The organism is Microbacterium sp. NPDC087591 (assembly GCF_044743625.1).
Lineage (GTDB): Bacteria > Actinomycetota > Actinomycetes > Actinomycetales > Microbacteriaceae > Microbacterium.
The window spans coordinates 602,019-621,771 of the sequence record NZ_JBIUWU010000001.1 but is presented as its reverse complement, the minus strand read 5'-3'; the positions used below and the strand labels follow the sequence as shown (position 1 = coordinate 621,771).

Sequence of the window (19,753 nt, the reverse complement as noted above, 5' to 3'; positions counted from 1 at the left end):
GGATCCAGTCTCCCAGCCATCGCACGGCTCGGCTCCCGGGTAGGCTGGACGGGTGACCATGGAGATCGAGCTCGGCCGAGGAAAGCGCGCGCGTCGCGCGTACACGTTCGACGACATCGCGGTGGTGCCATCGCGGCGCACGCGCAACCCGGAGGACGTGTCGACCGCATGGACGATCGACGCCTTCGGCTTCGAGATCCCCGTGCTGGGAGCGCCGATGGACTCTGTCGTGAGCCCGCAGACCGCGATCATGCTGGGACAGCTCGGCGGTCTCGGTGTGCTCGACCTCGAAGGGCTGTGGACGCGCTACGAGAACCCGGAGCCGCTTCTCGCGGAGATCGCCGGGCTCGACGATGCGCTTGCGACCGTGCGGATGCAGGAGCTGTACTCGGAGCCGATCAAGCCCGAGCTCATCACGCGCCGTCTCGCCGAGATCCGTGAGGCCGGTGTCACGGTCGCCGGCTCCCTCACGCCGCAGCGCACCCAGGAGTACTACGACACCGTCGCCGCCGCCGGGGTCGACCTGTTCGTCATCCGCGGCACCACGGTGTCGGCCGAGCACGTGTCCAGCGTGGCCGAGCCCCTCAACCTGAAGAAGTTCATCTACGACCTCGACGTTCCCGTCATCGTGGGCGGTGCTGCGACCTACACCGCCGCTCTGCACCTGATGCGCACGGGAGCGGCCGGAGTGCTCGTCGGCTTCGGCGGGGGAGCGGCGTCGACGACGCGCGCGACCCTCGGCATCCACGCCCCGATGGCCACCGCGGTCTCCGACGTCGCGGCCGCCCGTCGCGACTACCTCGACGAGTCCGGTGGACGCTACGTGCACGTGATCGCCGACGGCGGCGTCGGCACGTCCGGCGACATCGTCAAGGCGCTCGCGATGGGTGCGGACGCCGTCATGCTCGGCGTCGCGCTCGCCCGCGCCACCGATGCTCCTGGTCGCGGATTCCACTGGGGCCCCGAGGCGCACCACCCCAAGCTGCCCCGCGGACACCGCGTGCATGTCGGCGGCATCGGCACGCTCGAAGAGATCCTGTACGGTCCCGCGCCCGTCGCGGACGGCACGGCGAACCTGATCGGCGCGCTGCGCAAGTCCATGGCGACCACCGGCTACTCGGACCTCAAGGAGTTCCAGCGGGTCGAGGTCGTGCTGGCTCCGTACGAGGCCTGAAGGCTGCATCAGACACCGTGACATCCCCTTCGATGTTCCCGCCCACCCTGCGTGAGGTGATGCTGCGCAGCCGCTGGATCGGGATGCTGCTGCTGTGCCTCGTGGTGGCCGGTGTGTTCGCGTGGCTCGGACAGTGGCAGCTCGAACGGGCGATCGAGACCGATCCGCCGCCCGCCGGAGTGACGGAGCAGGTGCAACCGCTCACCGATGTGCTCGAGCCGGGGGAGTACCTGCCGGAGCCGTTGGTCGGTCAGCGGGTGGAGACCGCGGGATCCTGGGTCGCGGATGACTTCCTCGTGGTCTCGCACCGGTTCAACGACGGCGTCGAGGGCTACTGGGTCACCGGTCAGCTGCGCGTCGCGGAGCGCACGTCGATCGCCGTGGCCATCGGCTGGACGGCCGACCGCGCAGCCGCTGATGAGGCGGCCGCGACGCTGAACGAGCAGGCGGACGGCGCAGAGGTGAACATCAGCGGCCGGATCATCTCCGATGAGGGGCCGGGGGTGCCCCCGCACGCGGAGCCGGAGCGCATGGACCGGATGTCGACGGCGGCGCTGCTCAGCCGCTGGCACGACATCGATCAGCTCGACGTCTACCGGCCGTACCTGGCCTCCTCGACCGCTCTCGCGGGTCTCGACGACATCGACTCGCCCGCCCCCGAAGAGCTGTCGCCGGTCAACTGGCTGAACGTCTTCTACGCGGTCGAGTGGGCCATCTTCGCCGGCTTCGCGTTCTACCTCTGGTATCGCCTGGCCAAGGACGCCTGGGAGCGTGAGGTCGAGGAGTTCGAGGACGCCCAGGCCGCATCCGCCTGACGGATTTCCTCGCTGATCTGCGGTGGATTTCTCGCGCTCTGCGCATGCGCCGTCCCGGTGAGCACTCGGTGACCAATCGGCAAACACCATTGAGGATGTCGGATCCCCTCCGTATGCTCGCAACATGTGCGCGCGCTGGGAGACTTCCCTGCGTGGCGTGACAGATTCCCCAGAGTCGTGACGGATTCCCCAGAGAAGTCACACAACCGATCGAGGAGACAGCACCGATGATGTCCGCCCCACTCGATGAGAACCGCACGGTTCCCGTCCTGCACCGCACGCACAGGGGGCGCATCGGCGCTCTCGCCGTGACGTGCGTCGCCGCGCTGAGCTTCGGCTCGCTGACCGCCGTCCCCGCCTTCGCCGATCCTTCGGGCTCCGGCCTCGTGATCAACGAGGCCTACCTGTCCGGCGGAAGCGCCGGCGCCGCGTTCACGAACAAGTTCGTCGAACTGTACAACCCGACGGCAGCCCCGATCACGCTCGACGGCATGTCGTTGCAGTACCGATCGGCCACCGGAACCGGCAACTTCAACGGCGTCGCCGCTCTCACGGGCGTCGTCCCCGCCGGGGGCTATTACCTGGTGCAGGGCAACAGCAACGGCACCAACGGGGCTGCTCTGCCCACGCCGGATGCGGTCACCACCCTCACGCCGAGTGGCACGAACGGCACTCTCGCCCTGGTCGAGGGCACCACGGCGGTCGCTCTCACGCCGGGGTCGGTGGCCGGCGCAGACGGCGTTGTCGACCTGCTCGGCTACGGCACCTCGAACACCTTCGAGGGGGCAGCGGCCACCGCTCCGACCGGGAACACCGATGTCAAGTCGCTGAACCGCACGAACGGCGCGGACACCGATGACAACAGGGCGGACTTCTCCCTGTCGGCCACGATCACCCCGCAGAACTCCGGCGGCACCGACCCCGGCACGGACCCCGGCACCGAGCCGACGACCGCGACGATCGCCGAGGTGCAGGGGACGACTGACGTGTCGCCGTTCGACGGCAAGACCGTCACCGTGCAGGGCGTCGTCACCGGCGACTACCGCACCGGCGGCTACAAAGGCATCTCGATCCAGACTCAGGGCTCCGGTGGCGCCACCGACGCGACCCCCGGTGCCTCCGACGGCATCTTCGTGTTCCTGAACACCCTCGCTCCGACGCTCGAGATCGGCGACCTCGTCTCGGTCACCGGCACCGTGAGCGAGTACTTCGGGCAGACGCAGATCACCCCCTCCGCGCTCAGCGGCATCTCGGTGGTGACCGCAGGTGCGGGCGTTCCCGAGGTGACGCCTCTGCCCGACACCGTGGTCGGCACCGACCGCGAGCAGTACGAGAACATGCTCGTCGCCCCCGCCGGCACCTACCGGCTCGCGTCGAGTCACCAGCTCTACAACTTCGGCACGCTCTGGCTGAACGCCGGAGATGACCTCAACGTCAAGAGCACCGAGACCACGCGCCCCGGCGACGATGCGGCGGCGATCGCTGCGGCCAACCGCGCGAACCGCATCTTCCTCGACGACGGCTGGTCCGTGCAGATCAACAACAACGCCCACACCGGCGAGCAGCCGTACTTCACGAAGGACGCGGTGGTCCGTAACGGCGACGTCGTCGACTTCAGCGACAGCGGCTACATCCTGCAGTGGGGCTTCGACGACTGGCGGCTGCAGCCGATCGTGCCGATCGACGACTCCTCCTCCGCGGACCTGAAGGCCGGATTCGAGGCGACCAACCCGCGCACCGAGTCCGCACCGGAGGTCGGCGGCGACGCGCAGGTCGCGTCGTTCAACGTCTACAACTACTTCACGACCCTGAAGTCCGAGAACTCGAATGCCCGTGGCGCGGCCGATGCGGCGCAGTTCGCGATCCAGAAGTCGAAGATCGTCGCGGCGATCAACGGACTCGACGCCGAGATCGTCTCGCTCATGGAGATCGAGAACTCCGTCAAGCTCGGCAAGCCGATCGACACCGCGCTCGCGGATCTGGTCGACGGCTTGAACGATGCGGCAGGCAGCGAGGTCTGGGCCTATGTGCCCACTCCAGCTGCGCTGAACGATGCGGCGACCACCGACTACATCACCAACGCGATCATCTACAAGAAGGACGCGGTCTCACCGGTCGGCGAGAGCGCGACGGTCACGGATGAGACGGTCTGGGGCAACGCCCGCGAGCCGATCGCCCAGGCGTTCGACATCGACGGCCGCGTCGTGAACGTGGTCGCGAATCACCTGAAGTCCAAGTCGCCGCCCACCGGTGCCGGCGCCGAGCCGGCCGACGGGCAGGGCTTCTTCAACGCCGACCGCGTCGCGCAGGCCGAGGCCATCCTCGCGTTCACCGAGGAACTGGAAGAGACCTCGGGTTCCAGCGACACCCTGCTCATCGGCGACTTCAACGCGTACAGCGAGGAAGACCCGATCGACGTCTTCACCTCGAACGGCTGGAGCGACCTCGTCGCCGACAAGACCGACGGCCAGTACACCTACTCGTTCGACGGTGAGCTCGGCTCGCTCGACCACGTGATCGCCTCGCCCTCGCTGGCGTCGTCGATCACCGGAGCGGGTGTGTGGACCATCAACTCGCCCGAGTGGAGCGACCGCGGCTACGCGTTCGGCGCCACGGAGGCCGGGACGCCGTTCCGCTCCAGCGACCACGACCCGATCATCGTCGGCGTCTCCTCGGAGATCCCGCCGGTGAGCATCGACGTCGTCACGATCAACGACTTCCACGGTCGGATCGAGGCGGATGGCGCCGCTGCCGGAGCGGCTGTCGTGGCCGGAGCGGTCAAGCAGTTCCGTGAGGAGAACCCGAACACGATCTTCGCCGGGGCCGGCGACCTGATCGGCGCCTCCACGTTCACCTCGTTCATCAACGACGACAACCCCACGATCGACGCGCTGAACGCGGCCGGGCTTGATGTGAGCGCGGCGGGCAACCACGAGTTCGACCAGGGCTGGGAGGACCTGCGCGACCGCGTCCAGGATCGCGCGGACTGGGAGTACATCTCCTCGAACGTGTTCCTCACCGAGACCGGAGAGCCTGCGCTCGCGCCGGCCTGGGTCAAGGAGCTCGACGGCGTGAAGGTCGGCTTCATCGGGGCCGTGACGGAGGACCTCGACTCGCTGGTGTCCCCGGAGGGCATCGCCGATCTCGAGGTGCGCAGCATCGCCGATTCCGTGAACGCGGTGGCCGATGACCTGCGCGACGGCGACGAGTCCAACGGCGAGGCGGATGTCATCATCCTGCTCGTGCACGAGGGCGCGTCGAGCGTCGAGCTGTCGAGCATCACGGAGGACTCCCCGCTGGGCGAGATCGTCTACGGCGTGGACCAGGACGTCGACGCGATCGTGTCGGCGCACACCCACCTCGCGTACAACCACGTCATCGACGGCCGCCCGGTCGTCTCGGCGGGCCAGTACGGCGAGAACCTGGGTCTGATGAACCTCCAGGTCGACCCGAAGACGAAGGACCTGATCTCGATCACCAACGAGATCAAGCCCCTCACGGCCGCAGGCAAGCCGCTGTATCCCGCACTGCCGGAGGTCGCGGACATCGTCGCGAAGGCGAAGGCCGAGGCCGACGTGCTCGGCGCGATCAAGGTCGGCGACATCTCGGCTGACTTCAACCGCGCTCGTCAGAGCGACGGCAAGACGGAGAACCGCGGTGGCGAGTCCACGATCGGCAACTTCGTGGCGGACGTGCAGCAGTGGTCCACCGGGGCGGACATCGCCCTGATGAACCCCGGCGGCATCCGCGCCAATCTCACGTACGCCTCGGCCGGAGCATCCGACCCCGACGGCAACGTGACCTACCGCGAGGCCGCCACGGTGCAGCCCTTCGCCAACACGCTGGTGACGCTGACACTCACGGGTGCGCAGCTGAAGGGTGTGCTGGAGGAGCAGTGGCAGCCGGCGGGCTCCGCACGTCCGTTCCTCAAGCTCGGCGTCTCGAAGGGCCTGGTGTACACGTACGACCCCACGGCGGCGCAGGGCTCGCGCATCACCTCGATCACTCTGGACGGCACGGCGATAGAGCCGGCGGCGAACTACACGGTCGCAGCCAACTCGTTCCTCGCCGCCGGTGGAGACAACTTCTTCACCTTCAAGGAGGGCACGGGCAAGCGCGACACCGGGAAGATCGATCTGCAGTCGATGGTCGACTGGTTCGACGCGAACAAGACCGCTGCTCCCGACTACGCCCAGCGCGCGGTCGGTGTGACGGTCAGCCCGGCGGATGCCGACGGCTACAGCGCCGGCGACCAGGTGACGGTCGCCCTCTCCTCGCTGGCGTTCAGCGCGGGGGAGCCGGCTCCGGGAGCCGTGACGCTCTCGCTGGGCGACACGCAGCTCGCCACCGGAACGGTCGACCCTGCCGTGGTCGACACCACGGATGAAGGCGGGCGCGCGAGCCTGACGTTCACGGTGCCTTCGGGCGTCTTCGGCGAGCAGCAGCTCACCGTCGCGGTCGCCGGTACCGGGACCACGGTGCAGGTGCCCTTCACGATCGCCGGCGAAGAGGCCTTCGCGGGCACGATCGAGCTCGGCTCCACGAAGGTGACCGCGGGCAAGAAGCTGCAGATCACCGGCGAGGGCTACGTGCCGGGAGAGACCGTGACGCTCGAGCTGCAGCCCAAGAAGGGCAAGCCGGTCGAGATCGGCACGGTTCAGGTGGGTGCGGATGGGAAGTTCTCGACCTCGGTGACCGTGCCGAAGAGCGCTCCCTCCGGCAAGTACACCGTCTCGGCGGCTCAGGCCGATGGGGACGCGGCGACCGCCACGGTCACCGTGAACCGCGCCGGCGGCATCCTCGGTGCGATCCTCGACTGGCTCTGGGATCTGCTGACCCGATGGTTCTGACCAGCTGAGTCAGCCAGAGGCCGCCGGGGGAATGCCCCCGGCGGCCTCTGCCGTGTGCGAGGGGACGGAGATCTGCGAGTTCTCGGACCGGATCTGCGCATCCGGTCCTGGATGCTGCAGATCTCCGAGAATCCAGTGGCCCCGCTACGGCGTGAGCACCTGCACGTCGGCCTGCGTGAGCGCGGCGGCGATGCGCGGGGGCGGGGGAGCATCGGTGATGAGGTAGTCCGCGCGGTCGAGGTGCGCGATCTGGGCGAAGAAGCGCCGACCGAGCTTCGAGGAGTCGGCGAGGATCGCGGTACGCTCGGCGCGCTGCATCATCTCCGACATCATCGCGGCATCGCCGAGGTTCGACGCCGAGTACCCGGCCTCGTCGACCGCCCCGACTGCGATCAGCGCGAGGTCGCAGCGGATGTCGACCTCGGGGCCGCCGGGCGTCATGGTGAACGTCACGGGTCCCGTCGTGGCCTGGGTGATGGAGCGCACGGCACCGCCGAAGACATACAGGTCGCGGAACGCCGAGGGGGCGATCTCCGCCGGGATGCGGAGGTTGTTGGTCGCGATCGTCAGGTCTTGGTGATTGCGCAGAGCGCGGGTCACAGCGAGAGTCGTGGTGCCCGCGTTCATCATGATGACGGAGCCGTCCTCCACGAGACCGGCCGCGATGCGGGCGATCCTCTCCTTCTCCTCGGTCTGCACGCGCATGCGCACGTCGAGGCCGCGGTCTTTGAGGGGACCGCTCGCCGCGCTGACCGCGCCGCCGTGCGTGCGCACGAGCACGCCTTCGCGATCGAGCTGGTCGAGGTCCCTGCGGATCGTGTCGATCGAGACCCCGAAGTGCTCGGCGAGGTCGCTCACCGTCACCTGTCCCGTCTGTTCGACGTAGGTGGCGAGATCTGCCTTCCTTCCCGCAGGGAGGCGACGTCGTTGTGCCGGTCCTGGAGCATCCATGCAGTCATATTTAGCACATCATCGCGACAAACGCGGCATACATGCGCAGAAAACCGCATCTTGGTCACAGTTCGGCCACGACTGCACGAAATCCCCGTCTTTTCGGGCCTGTCGCCACGAACAACGACCCAAGACGCACTTGACGTTTCCGCAGATGTCGGCATAACATGGCTCAAAACCGCATGAACAAGCATTGAAGCGCGTGATGCGGCACGATCTCGAAGAGGAGAAGTGATGATCACAGTGGGGCGAGGGCGACGCATTCTGAAGCTCGCCGGCGCAGCGACAGCAGCCGTGACAGTCCTGGCAGTGGCGGGGTGCTCGGCCGGCGGCAGCGGAACCGATGGATCCGATGGCGGAGACGTCACCATCGAGTTCGCACAGTGGTGGGAGCCCGAGCTGCCTGACGGCGAGTTCCGTGCGCTCATCGACGAGTTCGAGGATGCCAACCCGGGCATCACCGTCAAGCTGGTCAGTGGTCCATACGCATCGACCAAGGAACAGCTCTTCGCCGGCGCAGCGTCCGGCACCATGCCCGATGTCGTCGGCCTCGACGGCGCCTGGGTCAACGACTTCGCGTCGCAGGGGACGATCGCCGACCTCAGCGCGCTCATGAAGGAGTACGACTACGACGACAGCGAGCTGGCCAGCCAGATCCAGGTCGACGGCAGCACCTACATGATCCCGGTCGTGAACTTCGTCTACCCGATGTTCACCAACGACGATCTGCTGGCGCAGGCAGGCGTCGATGCCCCTCCGGCCACGCGCAGCGAGTTCGCGGATGCCGCGGCGAAGGTCACCGCCCTCGGCGGCGACGTCTCCGGCTGGGTGCTCCCGCTGTCGCTCGAGGCGCCGAACGGCGTGCAGAACGACGTCATGTCGTGGGTGTGGGCCTCCGGGGGATCGATGCTCAAGGACGGCCAGCCCGACCTCACCAACGACGACGTCACCTCCGCGGTGGAGTACATCGGCGGTCTGTGGGACGACGGCGTCATCGCCTCCGGCTCCTTCACGATGAAGGAGCAGGACAAGGTCGAGGAGTTCACCAACGGCCGCGCCGGCATGATGATCGACTCGCTCGCGCACATCAACCTGATCCGCGAGACCAACCCCGACCTGAAGTTCTCGATCTCGGCGATCCCCGCCGAGGACGGCTATGACGGCGAACGCGGCATCCCCTACGCCTCGTGGGGCATCGGCGTCGCCGAGAACTCCGAGCACAAGGAAGCCGCCTTCAAGCTGGTGTCGTTCCTGATGAGCGAGCAGACGAACTCCGAGCTCTCGACGATGGCGAAGGCCTTCCCGGGGAACTCGAAGTCCGTGCCGGACTTCGTGAACGACGACGAGCTGTTCAAGACGGCGTTCGACATCTACCAGGCGGGATACCCGGCGAACGAGTTCACCGGTCTCCCCGTCGCCGAGGAGCTCATGCGCCAGCTCGGAGAGCAGCTGCAGTCCGCATTCGACGGACAGCAGACCATCCCCGACGCTCTCAAGAAGGCGCAAGCGTCCTGGGAAGCGGAGTTCTGAGCTAGCTCTCCTCCGCCCGCATGAACCGGGTGCCGCATCGCCAGTGCGGTGCGGCACCCACCAACCAAGGAGCCCGAGTTCCCATGACCATGAGAACGACCGACGACACCGAGGTGATCGTCACCGGAGTGGCACCGTCGCGCCGACGCCGGCAGCTGCGCAAGACCGCAGAGTCCTACGCCTTCCTCTCTCCCACGATGATCCTGCTCTTCGTGCTGATGATCGTGCCGATCGTCATGGTGATCGGGTACTCGTTCCAGGACAACGTCATCCTGAACAAGTCGCCCGAGTTCGTCGGGATCACCAACTACGTCGAGATCCTCTCCGACCCGCGCTTCTGGAAGGCGACCGGCAACACGATCCTCTTCACGGTGGCGAGCGTGGTGGCGCACCTGATCCTCGGGCTCGGCTTCGCGATGATGCTCAACAGCCCGCTGCTCGGGCGCTTCTCGCGGTCGATCTTCCGGGCCCTCTACATCCTTCCGTGGCTGTTCACGGTCGCGGTCATCGCGGTCCTCTGGCGCATGTTGCTCGCACCGAACGGCGTCGTCAACTTCCTGCTCAACACCGACATCGAATGGCTGGCCTCCCCGCAGCTCGCGCTGGGGACCATCATCTTCATCAACATCTGGGCGGGATACCCGTTCTTCATGGTGAGCCTGCTCGCCGGCCTGCAGGGTGTGCCCGCAGAGCTGCATGAGGCGGCGACGGTCGACGGAGCCAGCAGCGTGCAGCGGTTCTGGAACGTCACCATCCCGCAGCTGCGTCCGATCATCGTGAGCCTGGTGCTGCTCGACCTGATCTGGACCTCCCAGCAGTTCGCCCTCATCTGGATGACGACGGGCGGTGGCCCGATCGACGTCACCGAGGTGCTCAGCACGTTCACCTACAAGCTGGCCTTCGCCAAGTACGACTTCTCGCTCGCCGCGACCTCGGCCGTCCTCGTGCTGCTGATGTCGATGGTGCTCGCCGTGTTCTACGTCCGTCACCAGAAAGCGAGGGACTGACCATGGCTCTCACCGTCAAGAACCAGCTGAGGGCGTCCAAGGCCGCTCTCACGATCGGCCTCATCATCGGCGCGGTCTTCGCGGCCGGTCCCGTGCTGTGGATGCTCTCGAGCTCCTTCAAGTCGAACACGCAGATCTTCGAGCTCCCGCCGAGGCTGGTGACCGACACCTTCTCGTTCGACGCGTACGTGGCGATCTTCACCAACCCCGAGACGATGCGGTTCTTCCTGAACAGCTACATCGTCGCCGGCTCGGTCACCATCCTCACCCTGATCGTGGCGATCCAGGCGGCGTACGCCTTCAGCCGCTTCGAGTTCCGGGGCAAGCGCATCCTGAACGTGGTGATCGTCAGCGTGCAGGCCGTCCCGCCCATCACCCTGCTGATCCCGTACTTCGGGCTCATGGTCGCGCTGGGGCTGTACAACTCCTACGCCGGGCTGATCCTCACCTACATGGTGTTCACGCTGCCCTACGCGATCATCATGATGACCGGCTACTTCAACACCCTTCCGAAGGAGCTCGACGAGGCCGTCCGGGTGGACGGCGCCGGATCCATGACAGCGCTCTGGCGGATCCTCGTGCCGATCTCGGTGCCCGGCATCGTCTCGGTCGGCATCTACACGTTCATGATCGCGTGGAACGAGTACCTGTTCGCGCTGACGCTGACGCGCACGATCGACATGCGCACGGTGCCGATCGGCATCCAGCTCCTCATGGGGCAGCACTCCTACGAGTGGAACCAGATCATGGCCATGAGCGTGCTCGGCTCCATCCCCGTGCTCATCCTCTTCCTCTTCTTCCAGCGGTACTTCATCAGCGGCCTCACCGCCGGATCCGTGAAGAGCTGACAACGTCCCGTCCCGGGCTCCGACCACCACGAAACAGGAGAAATCAAGTGCTCTACACCGGCAAATCCATCCTCGACGTCGCGAATGAGAACAACTTCGCCATCCCGGCGTTCAACATCAGCGACTGGGCGATGTTCAACGGCATCATCGACATCAGCGAGGAGCTGTCCGCACCGGTCATCATCGCGATCCACCCGGACGAGGTCTCGCACATCACGACCGATCTGATCGCCGCCATGCACTCCCGCGCCCACCGCGCCAGCGTCCCCGTCGCGATCCACTGGGATCACGGCGGCACGTACGAGCAGATGATCACGGCGATCAAGGCCGGATTCACCTCCGTCATGATCGACGCCTCGCTGCTCCCCTTCGATGAGAACGTCGCCCTCACGCGCAAGGTCGTCGAAGCCGCGCACGCCGTCGGCATCCAGGTCGAGGGCGAGCTCGGAACCATCGGCGCGAACGACAGCTACGGGGAGTCCGGCGCCGCCGAGATCATCTACACGAACCCGGATGACGCGGTGCGCTTCGTGCAGGAGACCGGCGTCGACAGCCTCGCCATCGCGATCGGCACCTCGCACGGACTGTACCCCGCGGAGAAGAACCCGGAGCTGCGTCACGACCTGCTCGAGCAGATCAAGGCAGCGGTCGGCATCCCGCTCGTGCTGCACGGCGGATCCTCGAACCCCGACGCGGAACTGCGTCGCGCGGTCGAGCTCGGCGTGAACAAGATCAACATCTCGAGCGACATCAAGGTCTCGTACCACAACCGCATGCGCGAGATCCTCGGCACCGATGAGCGTCTGCGTGAGCCGAACGCGATCCAGCCCGAGCCGATCGCCGCCATGAAGGTCACTGCGGCTGAGAAGATCAGACTGTTCGGCGCAGACGGCAAGGCCGACCTGTACTGACCGGTACGCGCGTTTCGAGGGTGAGGGCGATCGACGGATGATCGAAGTCGTGGACAGGCAGCTCGTGCTCGGGCTCGGCGGAACAGTCGACTACGAACTGCGGTGGGACTCCGCGGTGTTCGATCGGCTGGCGTTCGAGCACCGTGTACGGCGGCACGAGCTGACCGCGTCGGCGCCGATCGTCGATGAGCGTTCGCTCCTGGTCGCCGTCCTCGCCCTCGTCGCGGCGGGGACGGGGGCGGAGAGGTTCGTCGCGTCGTCGGAGGTGGTCGAGGCGTTCTCCTCCCACTTCGAGTACGCGGTGACCCTGGGCGGGACCGGAGTGCGGGCCGGTCTCGTGCTCGACAGCCTCGGCATCCCCAGCGTGCAGCATCTGGTGAGCATCGACGACAACGTGCGCCGGCTGCTGCCGCCGGGGGTGTCCTTCGTCTCATCCGCCACGGAGGACACCCTCGACCCGCACCTGATCGTGCAGTATCCCGTCGGCGCCCGGGTGCGGCTGCTGGACGGTGACATCATCTCGCCCAGCGCGAACCGGCTGATCTTCGCGAACGACCCCCCGAATCGCGAGATGCGTCTGGCCCCCGCGCTGGGCGAGGTGCTCGGGACGGCCGGGGTGTTCCTGGTGTCGGGCTTCAACACGATGCAGGACCACGCACTGCTCGCGCAGCGGCTGGATGAGCTGCAGCAGGCCATGCGTGCGCTGCCCGCCGACGCGCTCGTCTACTACGAGGATGCCGGCTTCTACACCCGCGCCTTCTCGGAGACCGTCCGGGCGCAGCTGCTGGCGCGCATCGACGTGTACGGCATGAACGAGGACGAGCTGCAGGAGTACCTCGGCCGCGCGGTCGACCTGCTCGATCCCGTCGATGTGACCAGCGCGCTCGCCGAGATCCGCGCGATCATCCCCGTCCCCGCTCTCGTCGTGCACACCCGGTACTGGGCGCTCGCGGTGGGTCCGGACGCCGCCGAACACCGGGCGGCGCTGGAGAGCGCGGTGCGCGTGTCCGCGACGCGCTACCGTCTCGGAGACGGGTTCACCGCCGCGGACGCCGTGGAGACCGAGGGCATGGCTCGGCATCGCGGAGGAGCGGCGCTCGTCGCTGCCGTCGAGCGTGACGTACCGGACGCCGTCGGCGTACCGGCGTTCTCGCTCGACGTCGAGACGCCCACGACCATCGGCCTCGGAGACACCTTCGTCGGCGGATTCCTCGCCGCGCACGCTCGGGAGGGAGAACAGCCGTGAATCCGATCGTCCTCTCATCGAACCGCCCTGCGGACCGCTTCTACCGCGGGGGAGCGGCGCTCTCGGCCTTCCGCGGCGAGTCCGCCAGCCCGGCGCGCGAGCCCGAGGACTGGGTCGCATCGACCACGACCGTCCGCGGTGAGGAATCGCTCGGCCTGAGCACGCTCCCCGACGGGCGCGTGCTGCGCGATGCGATCCAGGAGGACCCGACCGGCTGGCTGGGCGACGCCCATGCCCGGCGCTGGGGCGCGGACGTCCGGCTGCTCGTGAAGCTCCTGGACGCGGGTCAGCGGCTGCCGGTGCACGCGCACCCGCATGACGACTTCGCCGCGTCCCATCTCGGACGCGCGCACGGCAAGGCCGAGGCCTGGTACATCCTCGAGGGCGGCCCCGTGCACATCGGTCTGCGCGAGGAGGTCTCGCAGGATGTCCTCGCCGACCTCGTCTCCCGCCAGGACGTCGACGCTCTCCTCGGGCTCCTGCACGAGATCCCCGTGCAGCCCGGCGATGTGGTGTGGGTGCCCGCCGGCGAGCTGCACGCCATCGGCGCCGGCGTGGTGCTGCTCGAGCTGCAGCAGCCGGAGGACCTGTCGATCCTGCTCGAATGGGAAGGCTTCGCGATCGACGGACCGGGGGAGGGGCACCTCGGATTGGGCTTCGACCTCGCGCTCACCGCCGTGACGACCACCGCGCGCAGCGCTGCGGACATGGGGGTGCTCGTGCACGCCGCACCCCCCTCCGGGTCGGTGCTGCCCCGGGCAGCGGAGGAGTACTTCCGCCTCGAGCGGCTGCCCGTTCACGGTGCCGCCGTGATCGAACCCGGCTTCTCGGTCGTGGTCGTTGTCAGGGGCGTCGCCGACCTCGACGGTGTCGCGCTCGCCGCGGGGTCGACAGTGCTCGTCCCCGCCGCCGCGGGGCGCATGCAGGTGAGCGGCGATGCCGAACTGCTGATCGCCCGCCCTCCCGCGCCCTGAGCGGCGGCCGGGGCCCGAGCGCCGCCGGACGACGGATCGAGCGTCGATCGGCGGCGGCTAGACTGGACCCATGCCCGAACCGAAAGTCGCCAGCTTTCCGGCGATCCGCGGTGCGCTGAAGTTCTACCAGATCGCGTCGATCATCACCGGAGTCATGCTGCTCCTGCTGGTCGCCGAGATGGTGCTGAAGTACACGCCGATCCACCTCGAGCTCTTCGCCGGAGGATCGGGCGGGCCGCTCTGGTTCGCTCCGGTCGTGGAAGGCCCCGAGGGACTCGAGTCGACGGGCGACGGTCTCAACCTGTCGCTGTTCATCCTCGTGGCCCACGGCTGGTTCTACGTCGTGTACCTCTTCGCGTGCTTCCGGATGTGGAGCCTCATGCGCTGGCCGTTCCTGCGCTTCATCCTGCTCGCGCTCGGTGGCGTCATCCCGCTGCTGTCCTTCATCATGGAGGCGATCGTCGCTCGCGACGTCAAGTCCTACCTCGCCACCAGGGAGGCCGCCGCCGCATCGACAGGCGCGGCGACCGACCCGAGAACCGCCCCGGAAGGTGTCCGTTGACCGAGCAGTCCGAGACCCAGCAGCGCCCCGCGCTCGTCGTCGACTTCGGCGCGCAGTACGCGCAGCTGATCGCCCGCCGTGTCCGCGAAGCGGGCGTCTACAGCGAGATCGTCCCGCACACCGCCACGGCGGAGGAGATCGCGGCGAAGAACCCGGTGGCCATCATCCTCTCCGGTGGGCCCTCGTCGGTGTACGAGGAGGGCGCCCCGCGCCTGGACCCTGCGGTCTTCGACCTCGGCGTGCCCACGCTCGGCATCTGCTACGGATTCCAGTACATGGCTCAGACCCTCGGCGGCGAGGTCGCGAACACCGGTCTGCGCGAGTACGGCGCGACGGATGCCGTCATCACGGGTGACGGCGGAACCCTGCTGGGCGGACAGCCCGTCGAGCAGAACGTGTGGATGAGCCACGGCGACCAGGTCGCCACGGCCCCCGAGGGCTTCGACGTGCTCGCGACGACGGATGCGACCAAGGTCGCGGCCTTCGCGAACGAGGAGCGCGGTTTCTACGGTGTGCAGTGGCACCCCGAGGTCAAGCACTCCGACCACGGTCAGCGCGTGATCGAGAACTTCCTGCACAAGGGGGCGGGTCTCGCCTCCGACTGGAACAGCGGCAACGTGATCGCCGAGCAGATCGAGCGCATCCGCGAGCAGGTCGGCGACGCGCGCGTGATCTCGGCCCTCTCCGGCGGAGTCGACTCCGCGGTCTCCACGGCGCTCGTGCACAAGGCGATCGGCGACCAGCTCACCGCGGTCTTCGTCGACCACGGCCTCCTCCGCAAGGGCGAGCGTGAGCAGGTCGAGAAGGACTACGTCGAGTCCACCGGTGTGCGGCTGATCACGGTCGACGCGGCCGACACCTTCCTCGGACACCTGAAAGGCGTGACCGACCCGGAAGAGAAGCGCAAGATCATCGGCCGCGAGTTCATCCGCGCGTTCGAGAAAGTGCAGCTCGACCTCGTCGCCGAGGCGAAGGCTTCGGGTGGCGCCCCGGTCAAGTTCCTCGTGCAGGGCACGCTGTACCCCGATGTCGTCGAGTCCGGCGGCGGTGCGGGCACGGCGAACATCAAGTCGCACCACAACGTGGGCGGGCTGCCGGACGACCTCGACTTCGAGCTGATCGAGCCGCTGCGTGCGCTGTTCAAGGACGAGGTGCGCGCGATCGGCCGCGAGCTCGGCATCCCCGAGGCCATCGTCGGACGCCAGCCGTTCCCCGGCCCCGGCCTCGGCATCCGCATCATCGGCGAGGTCACGCAGGACCGTCTCGAGATCCTGCGCGAGGCCGACGCGATCGCGCGCGAGGAGCTCACCAAGGCCGGCCTCGACCAGGAGATCTGGCAGTGTCCCGTCGTGCTCCTCGCCGACGTGCGCTCGGTGGGCGTGCAGGGCGACGGCCGCACCTACGGCCACCCGATCGTGCTGCGCCCGGTGTCGAGCGAAGACGCCATGACCGCCGACTGGACGCGTCTGCCGTACGACGTGCTGTCGAAGATCTCCAACCGCATCACCAACGGGGTGCGCGACGTCAACCGCGTCGTGCTCGACGTCACGTCGAAGCCGCCGGGAACGATCGAGTGGGAATAGGGAGCGCGATGCTCCTCGATGCGGCGCCGGTTCTCCCCGACGCCGAGTACCTCGTGCTGTCGAGCCGCCTGATCCCGGGGCTCGACGGCGGGTACACGATCGCGACGCTCGCGCGCGCCCGGCAGCTCGCCGGCGCCGGTGTCGCCGAGGGTGCCGGTCCGCAGCTGCTGACGTTCGACCCGGGAACGCTCGAGGCTCATGCCGAGCACCGTGCGACGTTCCACCAGAGCGGCGCGCTCACCGACACCTCGCGGATGCGCAACCTGTTCGACGAGGCACGGGACGACCACGGCGGCGCGGCCGCATGGCTGCGCGCGGCGGCGGACCCCGCTCGCACCGCGCGCGACGGCGTCGAGTACCGCACCATCGCCGATGAGGCGGGGCGGCCGTTCGTCGCACTTCCTGTCATCTCGGGCGACCCCGACTGGCACCTGAGCCGCGAGGCCGTGCAGATCCACGACGCCGACGGTGCTGTGATCGGGGGAGTGGCCGGCTTCGGCGGGCTGTACCTGGCGTGGCTGCAGCACATCGCGGCCGGGCTGGGCGAGCGACCGATCGTGGTGATCTGCGAGTCGCGTCAGCTCGGCGAGCTCATCGCCTCGTGGGCGGACCCGCGCGTGCGCATCGTCCACACGATCCACACGATCCACCTCGAGGCGCCGTACACGGCAGACGCCCCGATGAACACGCTCTGGACCCGCTGGCTGGGTCTTGCCGATCGCTTCGACGCGGTCGTCTGGCCGACGGCCACCCAGCGCGACGACGTCGTGGCCCGCTTCGGCGCGAGCGCCCACCACGCGGTCGTCCCGAATCCGATCCCCGCCGTCACGCGGCGCGATGACCTGCGTGAGGACGGCCTCGTCGTCGTGCTCGGTCGGCTGGCACCGGGCAAGAGGGTGGACCAGGCGATCCGCGCGTTCCTGGCGGCGGATGTGGCGGGGACGCGCATGGAGATCTGGGGCGGGGGTCCGGAGCAGGACCGCCTCGCCGGCCTGATCGACGAGCTCGGCGTCTCCGACCGCGTCGTGCTCTCGGGGTACACCGATGACCCCGGTCGCGTGCTCGATCGTGCCGCGCTGGTGGTGACGGCGACGGCCTTCGAAGGACAACCGCTGTCGATCGTCGAGGCGCTGCTGCACGGGGCGCCGGTCGTCTCGTACGACGCGCGTTACGGCATCCGCGACGTGCTGCAGCAGGGTGGCGGCGTGCTGGTGCCCGGTGGCGACGTGGAAGCGCTCGGGGAAGCCCTGCGACGTGTGCTCACGGACGACGAGCTCCGCGCCCGGTTGAGCGCGGAGGGTCCCGCCGTCGCTGCGGCGTGGAGTCCCGAGCGCTCGCTCGCCGCCCTCACCGCCGTGATCGCCGACGTCGTTCAGCGCCCCTCGCGTCGCGCCTGATCGGTCTCCCTGGCTCCGTGCGCTCCTGGACCCGCGGAGCGCACTCTTTGCGACCGGAGGCCGGCTCGGAAGAGAATCTTCGGAAAAACTTCTGAGGGATGTCGATCCCGGTCGTTTCCGTTCGACGTCTTTAGTGAGAGGGTCGACAGACGGCCCAGAGACCAAGGAGAAACCTCATGAAGTACATGCTGATCATGCGCTCGACCGATGAAGCCGTCGCCGCCTACAAGGAGCTCCCGTTCGAGCAGGTCATCGAGGCCATGGGCAAGTACAACGAGTCCATGATCAAGGCCGGTGTCCTGGCCGCCGGTGAAGGTCTGACCGACGCCGCCGAGGGATTCGTCGTCGACTTCAGTGCCGAGACGCCCCTGATCACGGACGGCCCCTACGGCGAGACCAAGGAGCTGTTCAACGGTTTCTGGATCCTCGAGGTGTCCAGCCGCGAGGAGGCGGCGGAGTGGGCGAGTCGTGCCCCGCTCGGACCCGGATCGTTCCTCGAGGTGCGTCGCGTGACCGACATGTCGGACTTCCCGGCGGACAACGAGTGGATCCAGAAGGAAGCGGGCTGGCGCGAAGAAGAGGAAGCGCGTCGCGCTCAGCAGTGAGATGAGCGACACCCCTCCTGACAGCGCGACGGCGCGCTCCGCCCCCGGCTCCGGGTCGACGGAGCGCGCCGTCGCCGCGGTGTGGCGCATCGAATCCGCCCGCATCGTCGGAACGCTCACGAGACTCGTCGGCGACTTCGGGCTCGCCGAGGACCTGGCACAGGAGGCGCTGCTCGACGCCCTCCGGCAGTGGCCGCTCGAGGGAGTGCCCCGCAATCCTGCCGCCTGGCTCACCGCGGTCGCGAAGCGCAAGGCGATCGACGGCTGGCGTCGCCAGGAGCGGCTCGACGACCGCATCGCCGTGATCGCCCACGATCTGTATCGGGAGCAGGCCGAGGCGCCGGATGCGCCGTGGGATCCGGATGCGGTCGATGACGACGTGCTGCGGCTGATCTTCATCTCGTGCCACCCCGTGCTGTCGCGCGAGGCGCAGGTGGCGCTCACCCTGCGTGTCGTGGCCGGTCTGTCGAGCGAGCAGATCGCACGGGCGTTCCTGGTGCCCACGGCGACCGTGCAGCAGCGGATCGTGCGGGCGAAGAAGACCCTCGCTGCGGCGCACGTGCCCTTCGAGATGCCGCCCCGCGAGGAGCACCCGGCACGGCTCGGAGCGATCCTCGGGGTGCTGTACCTGATCTTCAACGAGGGTCATTCCGCGAGCAGCGGCTCCGACTGGATGCGCCCGGAGTTGAGCGACGAGGCCATCCGGCTCGCGCGTGTGCTGGCGGCGCTGATGCCGCGCGAGCGCGACGTGCACAGCCTCGTCGCCCTCATGGAGCTGACCGCTGCGCGATTCCCCGCACGTCTTGACGCGCACGGTGACCCGGTGCTGCTGGCGGACCAGGATCGTGCACGCTGGGACCGGGGGAGGATCGCCCGCGGTCGTGCCGCGCTGGCCATGGCGGATGCGCTCGGTTCAGGCCGTGGCTCGTACGGCCTGCAGGCGGCGATCGCCGAGTGCCACGCGGTCGCCCCGTCCGTGGAGGAGACCGACTGGGACCGCGTCGTCCTGCTGTACGAGGCGCTCGGCCGCATCGCACCGTCCCCCGTGGTCGAGCTCAACCGCGCGGCCGCCGTGGCCATGGCGACGGGACCGGCATCCGCTCTGCGGATCATCGACCACCTCGCCGCCTCCGGCGTCCTGGCCGGATATCACCTGCTCCCTGCGACCAGAGCCGAGCTCTTGCTGCGCCTCGGGCGCGAGCAGGAGGCCCGCGGCGAGTTCGCCGTCGCCGCCGCGCTCGCCGGCAACGACCGGGAGCGGGCGCTCCTCGAGGCCAAGGCCGCGGGGCGCTGACGGCGC

General features: G+C 68.3%; 15 protein-coding genes. 14 read left to right on the top strand and 1 reads right to left on the bottom strand.

The features are described 5' to 3' along the window. Nucleotides 1-58 precede the first annotated feature (58 nt). From ACIOVG_RS02845 to ACIOVG_RS02835, 3 genes are all read left to right on the top strand, one after another. Complete coding sequence (locus tag ACIOVG_RS02845; protein WP_400872667.1) at nucleotides 59-1,174, top strand: GuaB3 family IMP dehydrogenase-related protein; 1,116 nt, start codon at nucleotides 59-61, stop codon at nucleotides 1,172-1,174. A gap of 32 nt (nucleotides 1,175-1,206) precedes the next feature. Continuing rightward, on the top strand, nucleotides 1,207-1,989 hold the full coding sequence (locus tag ACIOVG_RS02840) for an SURF1 family protein (RefSeq protein WP_400868839.1): 783 nt from the start codon (nucleotides 1,207-1,209) through the stop codon (nucleotides 1,987-1,989). A 227-nt stretch (nucleotides 1,990-2,216) separates the two neighbouring features. After that, the gene (locus ACIOVG_RS02835) at nucleotides 2,217-6,839 is read left to right on the top strand and encodes an ExeM/NucH family extracellular endonuclease (RefSeq protein WP_400868837.1); all 4,623 of its coding nucleotides are present in this window, start codon (nucleotides 2,217-2,219) and stop codon (nucleotides 6,837-6,839) included. A 144-nt stretch (nucleotides 6,840-6,983) separates the two neighbouring features. On the opposite strand, the gene ACIOVG_RS02830 is transcribed toward ACIOVG_RS02835, so the two are convergent. Next, on the bottom strand, nucleotides 6,984-7,703 hold the full coding sequence (locus ACIOVG_RS02830) for a DeoR/GlpR family DNA-binding transcription regulator (protein WP_400868835.1): 720 nt from the start codon (nucleotides 7,701-7,703) through the stop codon (nucleotides 6,984-6,986). Between the two features lie 321 nt (nucleotides 7,704-8,024). On the opposite strand from ACIOVG_RS02830, the gene ACIOVG_RS02825 reads away from it, so the two are divergent. From ACIOVG_RS02825 to ACIOVG_RS02775, 11 genes are all read left to right on the top strand, one after another. Continuing rightward, complete coding sequence (locus ACIOVG_RS02825; protein ID WP_400872665.1) at nucleotides 8,025-9,320, top strand: ABC transporter substrate-binding protein; 1,296 nt, start codon at nucleotides 8,025-8,027, stop codon at nucleotides 9,318-9,320. An 83-nt stretch (nucleotides 9,321-9,403) separates the two neighbouring features. Further along, the gene (locus ACIOVG_RS02820) at nucleotides 9,404-10,327 is read left to right on the top strand and encodes a carbohydrate ABC transporter permease (protein ID WP_400868833.1); all 924 of its coding nucleotides are present in this window, start codon (nucleotides 9,404-9,406) and stop codon (nucleotides 10,325-10,327) included. Nucleotides 10,328-10,329: 2 nt separating this feature from the next. Continuing rightward, the gene (locus ACIOVG_RS02815) at nucleotides 10,330-11,175 is read left to right on the top strand and encodes a carbohydrate ABC transporter permease (RefSeq protein ID WP_400868831.1); all 846 of its coding nucleotides are present in this window, start codon (nucleotides 10,330-10,332) and stop codon (nucleotides 11,173-11,175) included. A gap of 47 nt (nucleotides 11,176-11,222) precedes the next feature. Then, on the top strand, nucleotides 11,223-12,086 hold the full coding sequence (locus ACIOVG_RS02810; RefSeq protein WP_400868829.1) for a ketose-bisphosphate aldolase: 864 nt from the start codon (nucleotides 11,223-11,225) through the stop codon (nucleotides 12,084-12,086). Nucleotides 12,087-12,123: 37 nt separating this feature from the next. Beyond that, nucleotides 12,124-13,332, top strand: a complete 1,209-nt coding sequence (locus ACIOVG_RS02805; protein ID WP_400868827.1) for an ADP-dependent glucokinase/phosphofructokinase — start codon at nucleotides 12,124-12,126, stop codon at nucleotides 13,330-13,332. Then, nucleotides 13,329-14,306, top strand: coding sequence for a class I mannose-6-phosphate isomerase (locus ACIOVG_RS02800; protein ID WP_400868825.1), 978 nt, complete (start codon nucleotides 13,329-13,331; stop codon nucleotides 14,304-14,306). The genes ACIOVG_RS02805 and ACIOVG_RS02800 overlap by 4 nt, the downstream gene beginning before the upstream one ends. Nucleotides 14,307-14,376: 70 nt before the next feature. Continuing rightward, nucleotides 14,377-14,868: a DUF3817 domain-containing protein gene (locus ACIOVG_RS02795; RefSeq protein ID WP_247629361.1), complete on the top strand. Its 492-nt coding sequence runs from the start codon at nucleotides 14,377-14,379 to the stop codon at nucleotides 14,866-14,868. Further along, complete coding sequence (gene guaA / locus ACIOVG_RS02790) at nucleotides 14,865-16,451, top strand: glutamine-hydrolyzing GMP synthase (protein WP_400868823.1); 1,587 nt, start codon at nucleotides 14,865-14,867, stop codon at nucleotides 16,449-16,451. The genes ACIOVG_RS02795 and guaA overlap by 4 nt, the downstream gene beginning before the upstream one ends. 8 nt (nucleotides 16,452-16,459) lie before the next feature. Continuing rightward, on the top strand, nucleotides 16,460-17,848 hold the full coding sequence (locus ACIOVG_RS02785; protein ID WP_400868821.1) for a glycosyltransferase: 1,389 nt from the start codon (nucleotides 16,460-16,462) through the stop codon (nucleotides 17,846-17,848). A 176-nt stretch (nucleotides 17,849-18,024) separates the two neighbouring features. Continuing rightward, nucleotides 18,025-18,453, top strand: coding sequence for a YciI family protein (locus ACIOVG_RS02780; protein WP_400868820.1), 429 nt, complete (start codon nucleotides 18,025-18,027; stop codon nucleotides 18,451-18,453). Between the two features lies 1 nt (nucleotide 18,454). Beyond that, nucleotides 18,455-19,747, top strand: a complete 1,293-nt coding sequence (locus tag ACIOVG_RS02775; RefSeq protein WP_400868818.1) for an RNA polymerase sigma factor — start codon at nucleotides 18,455-18,457, stop codon at nucleotides 19,745-19,747. Nucleotides 19,748-19,753 lie beyond the last annotated feature (6 nt).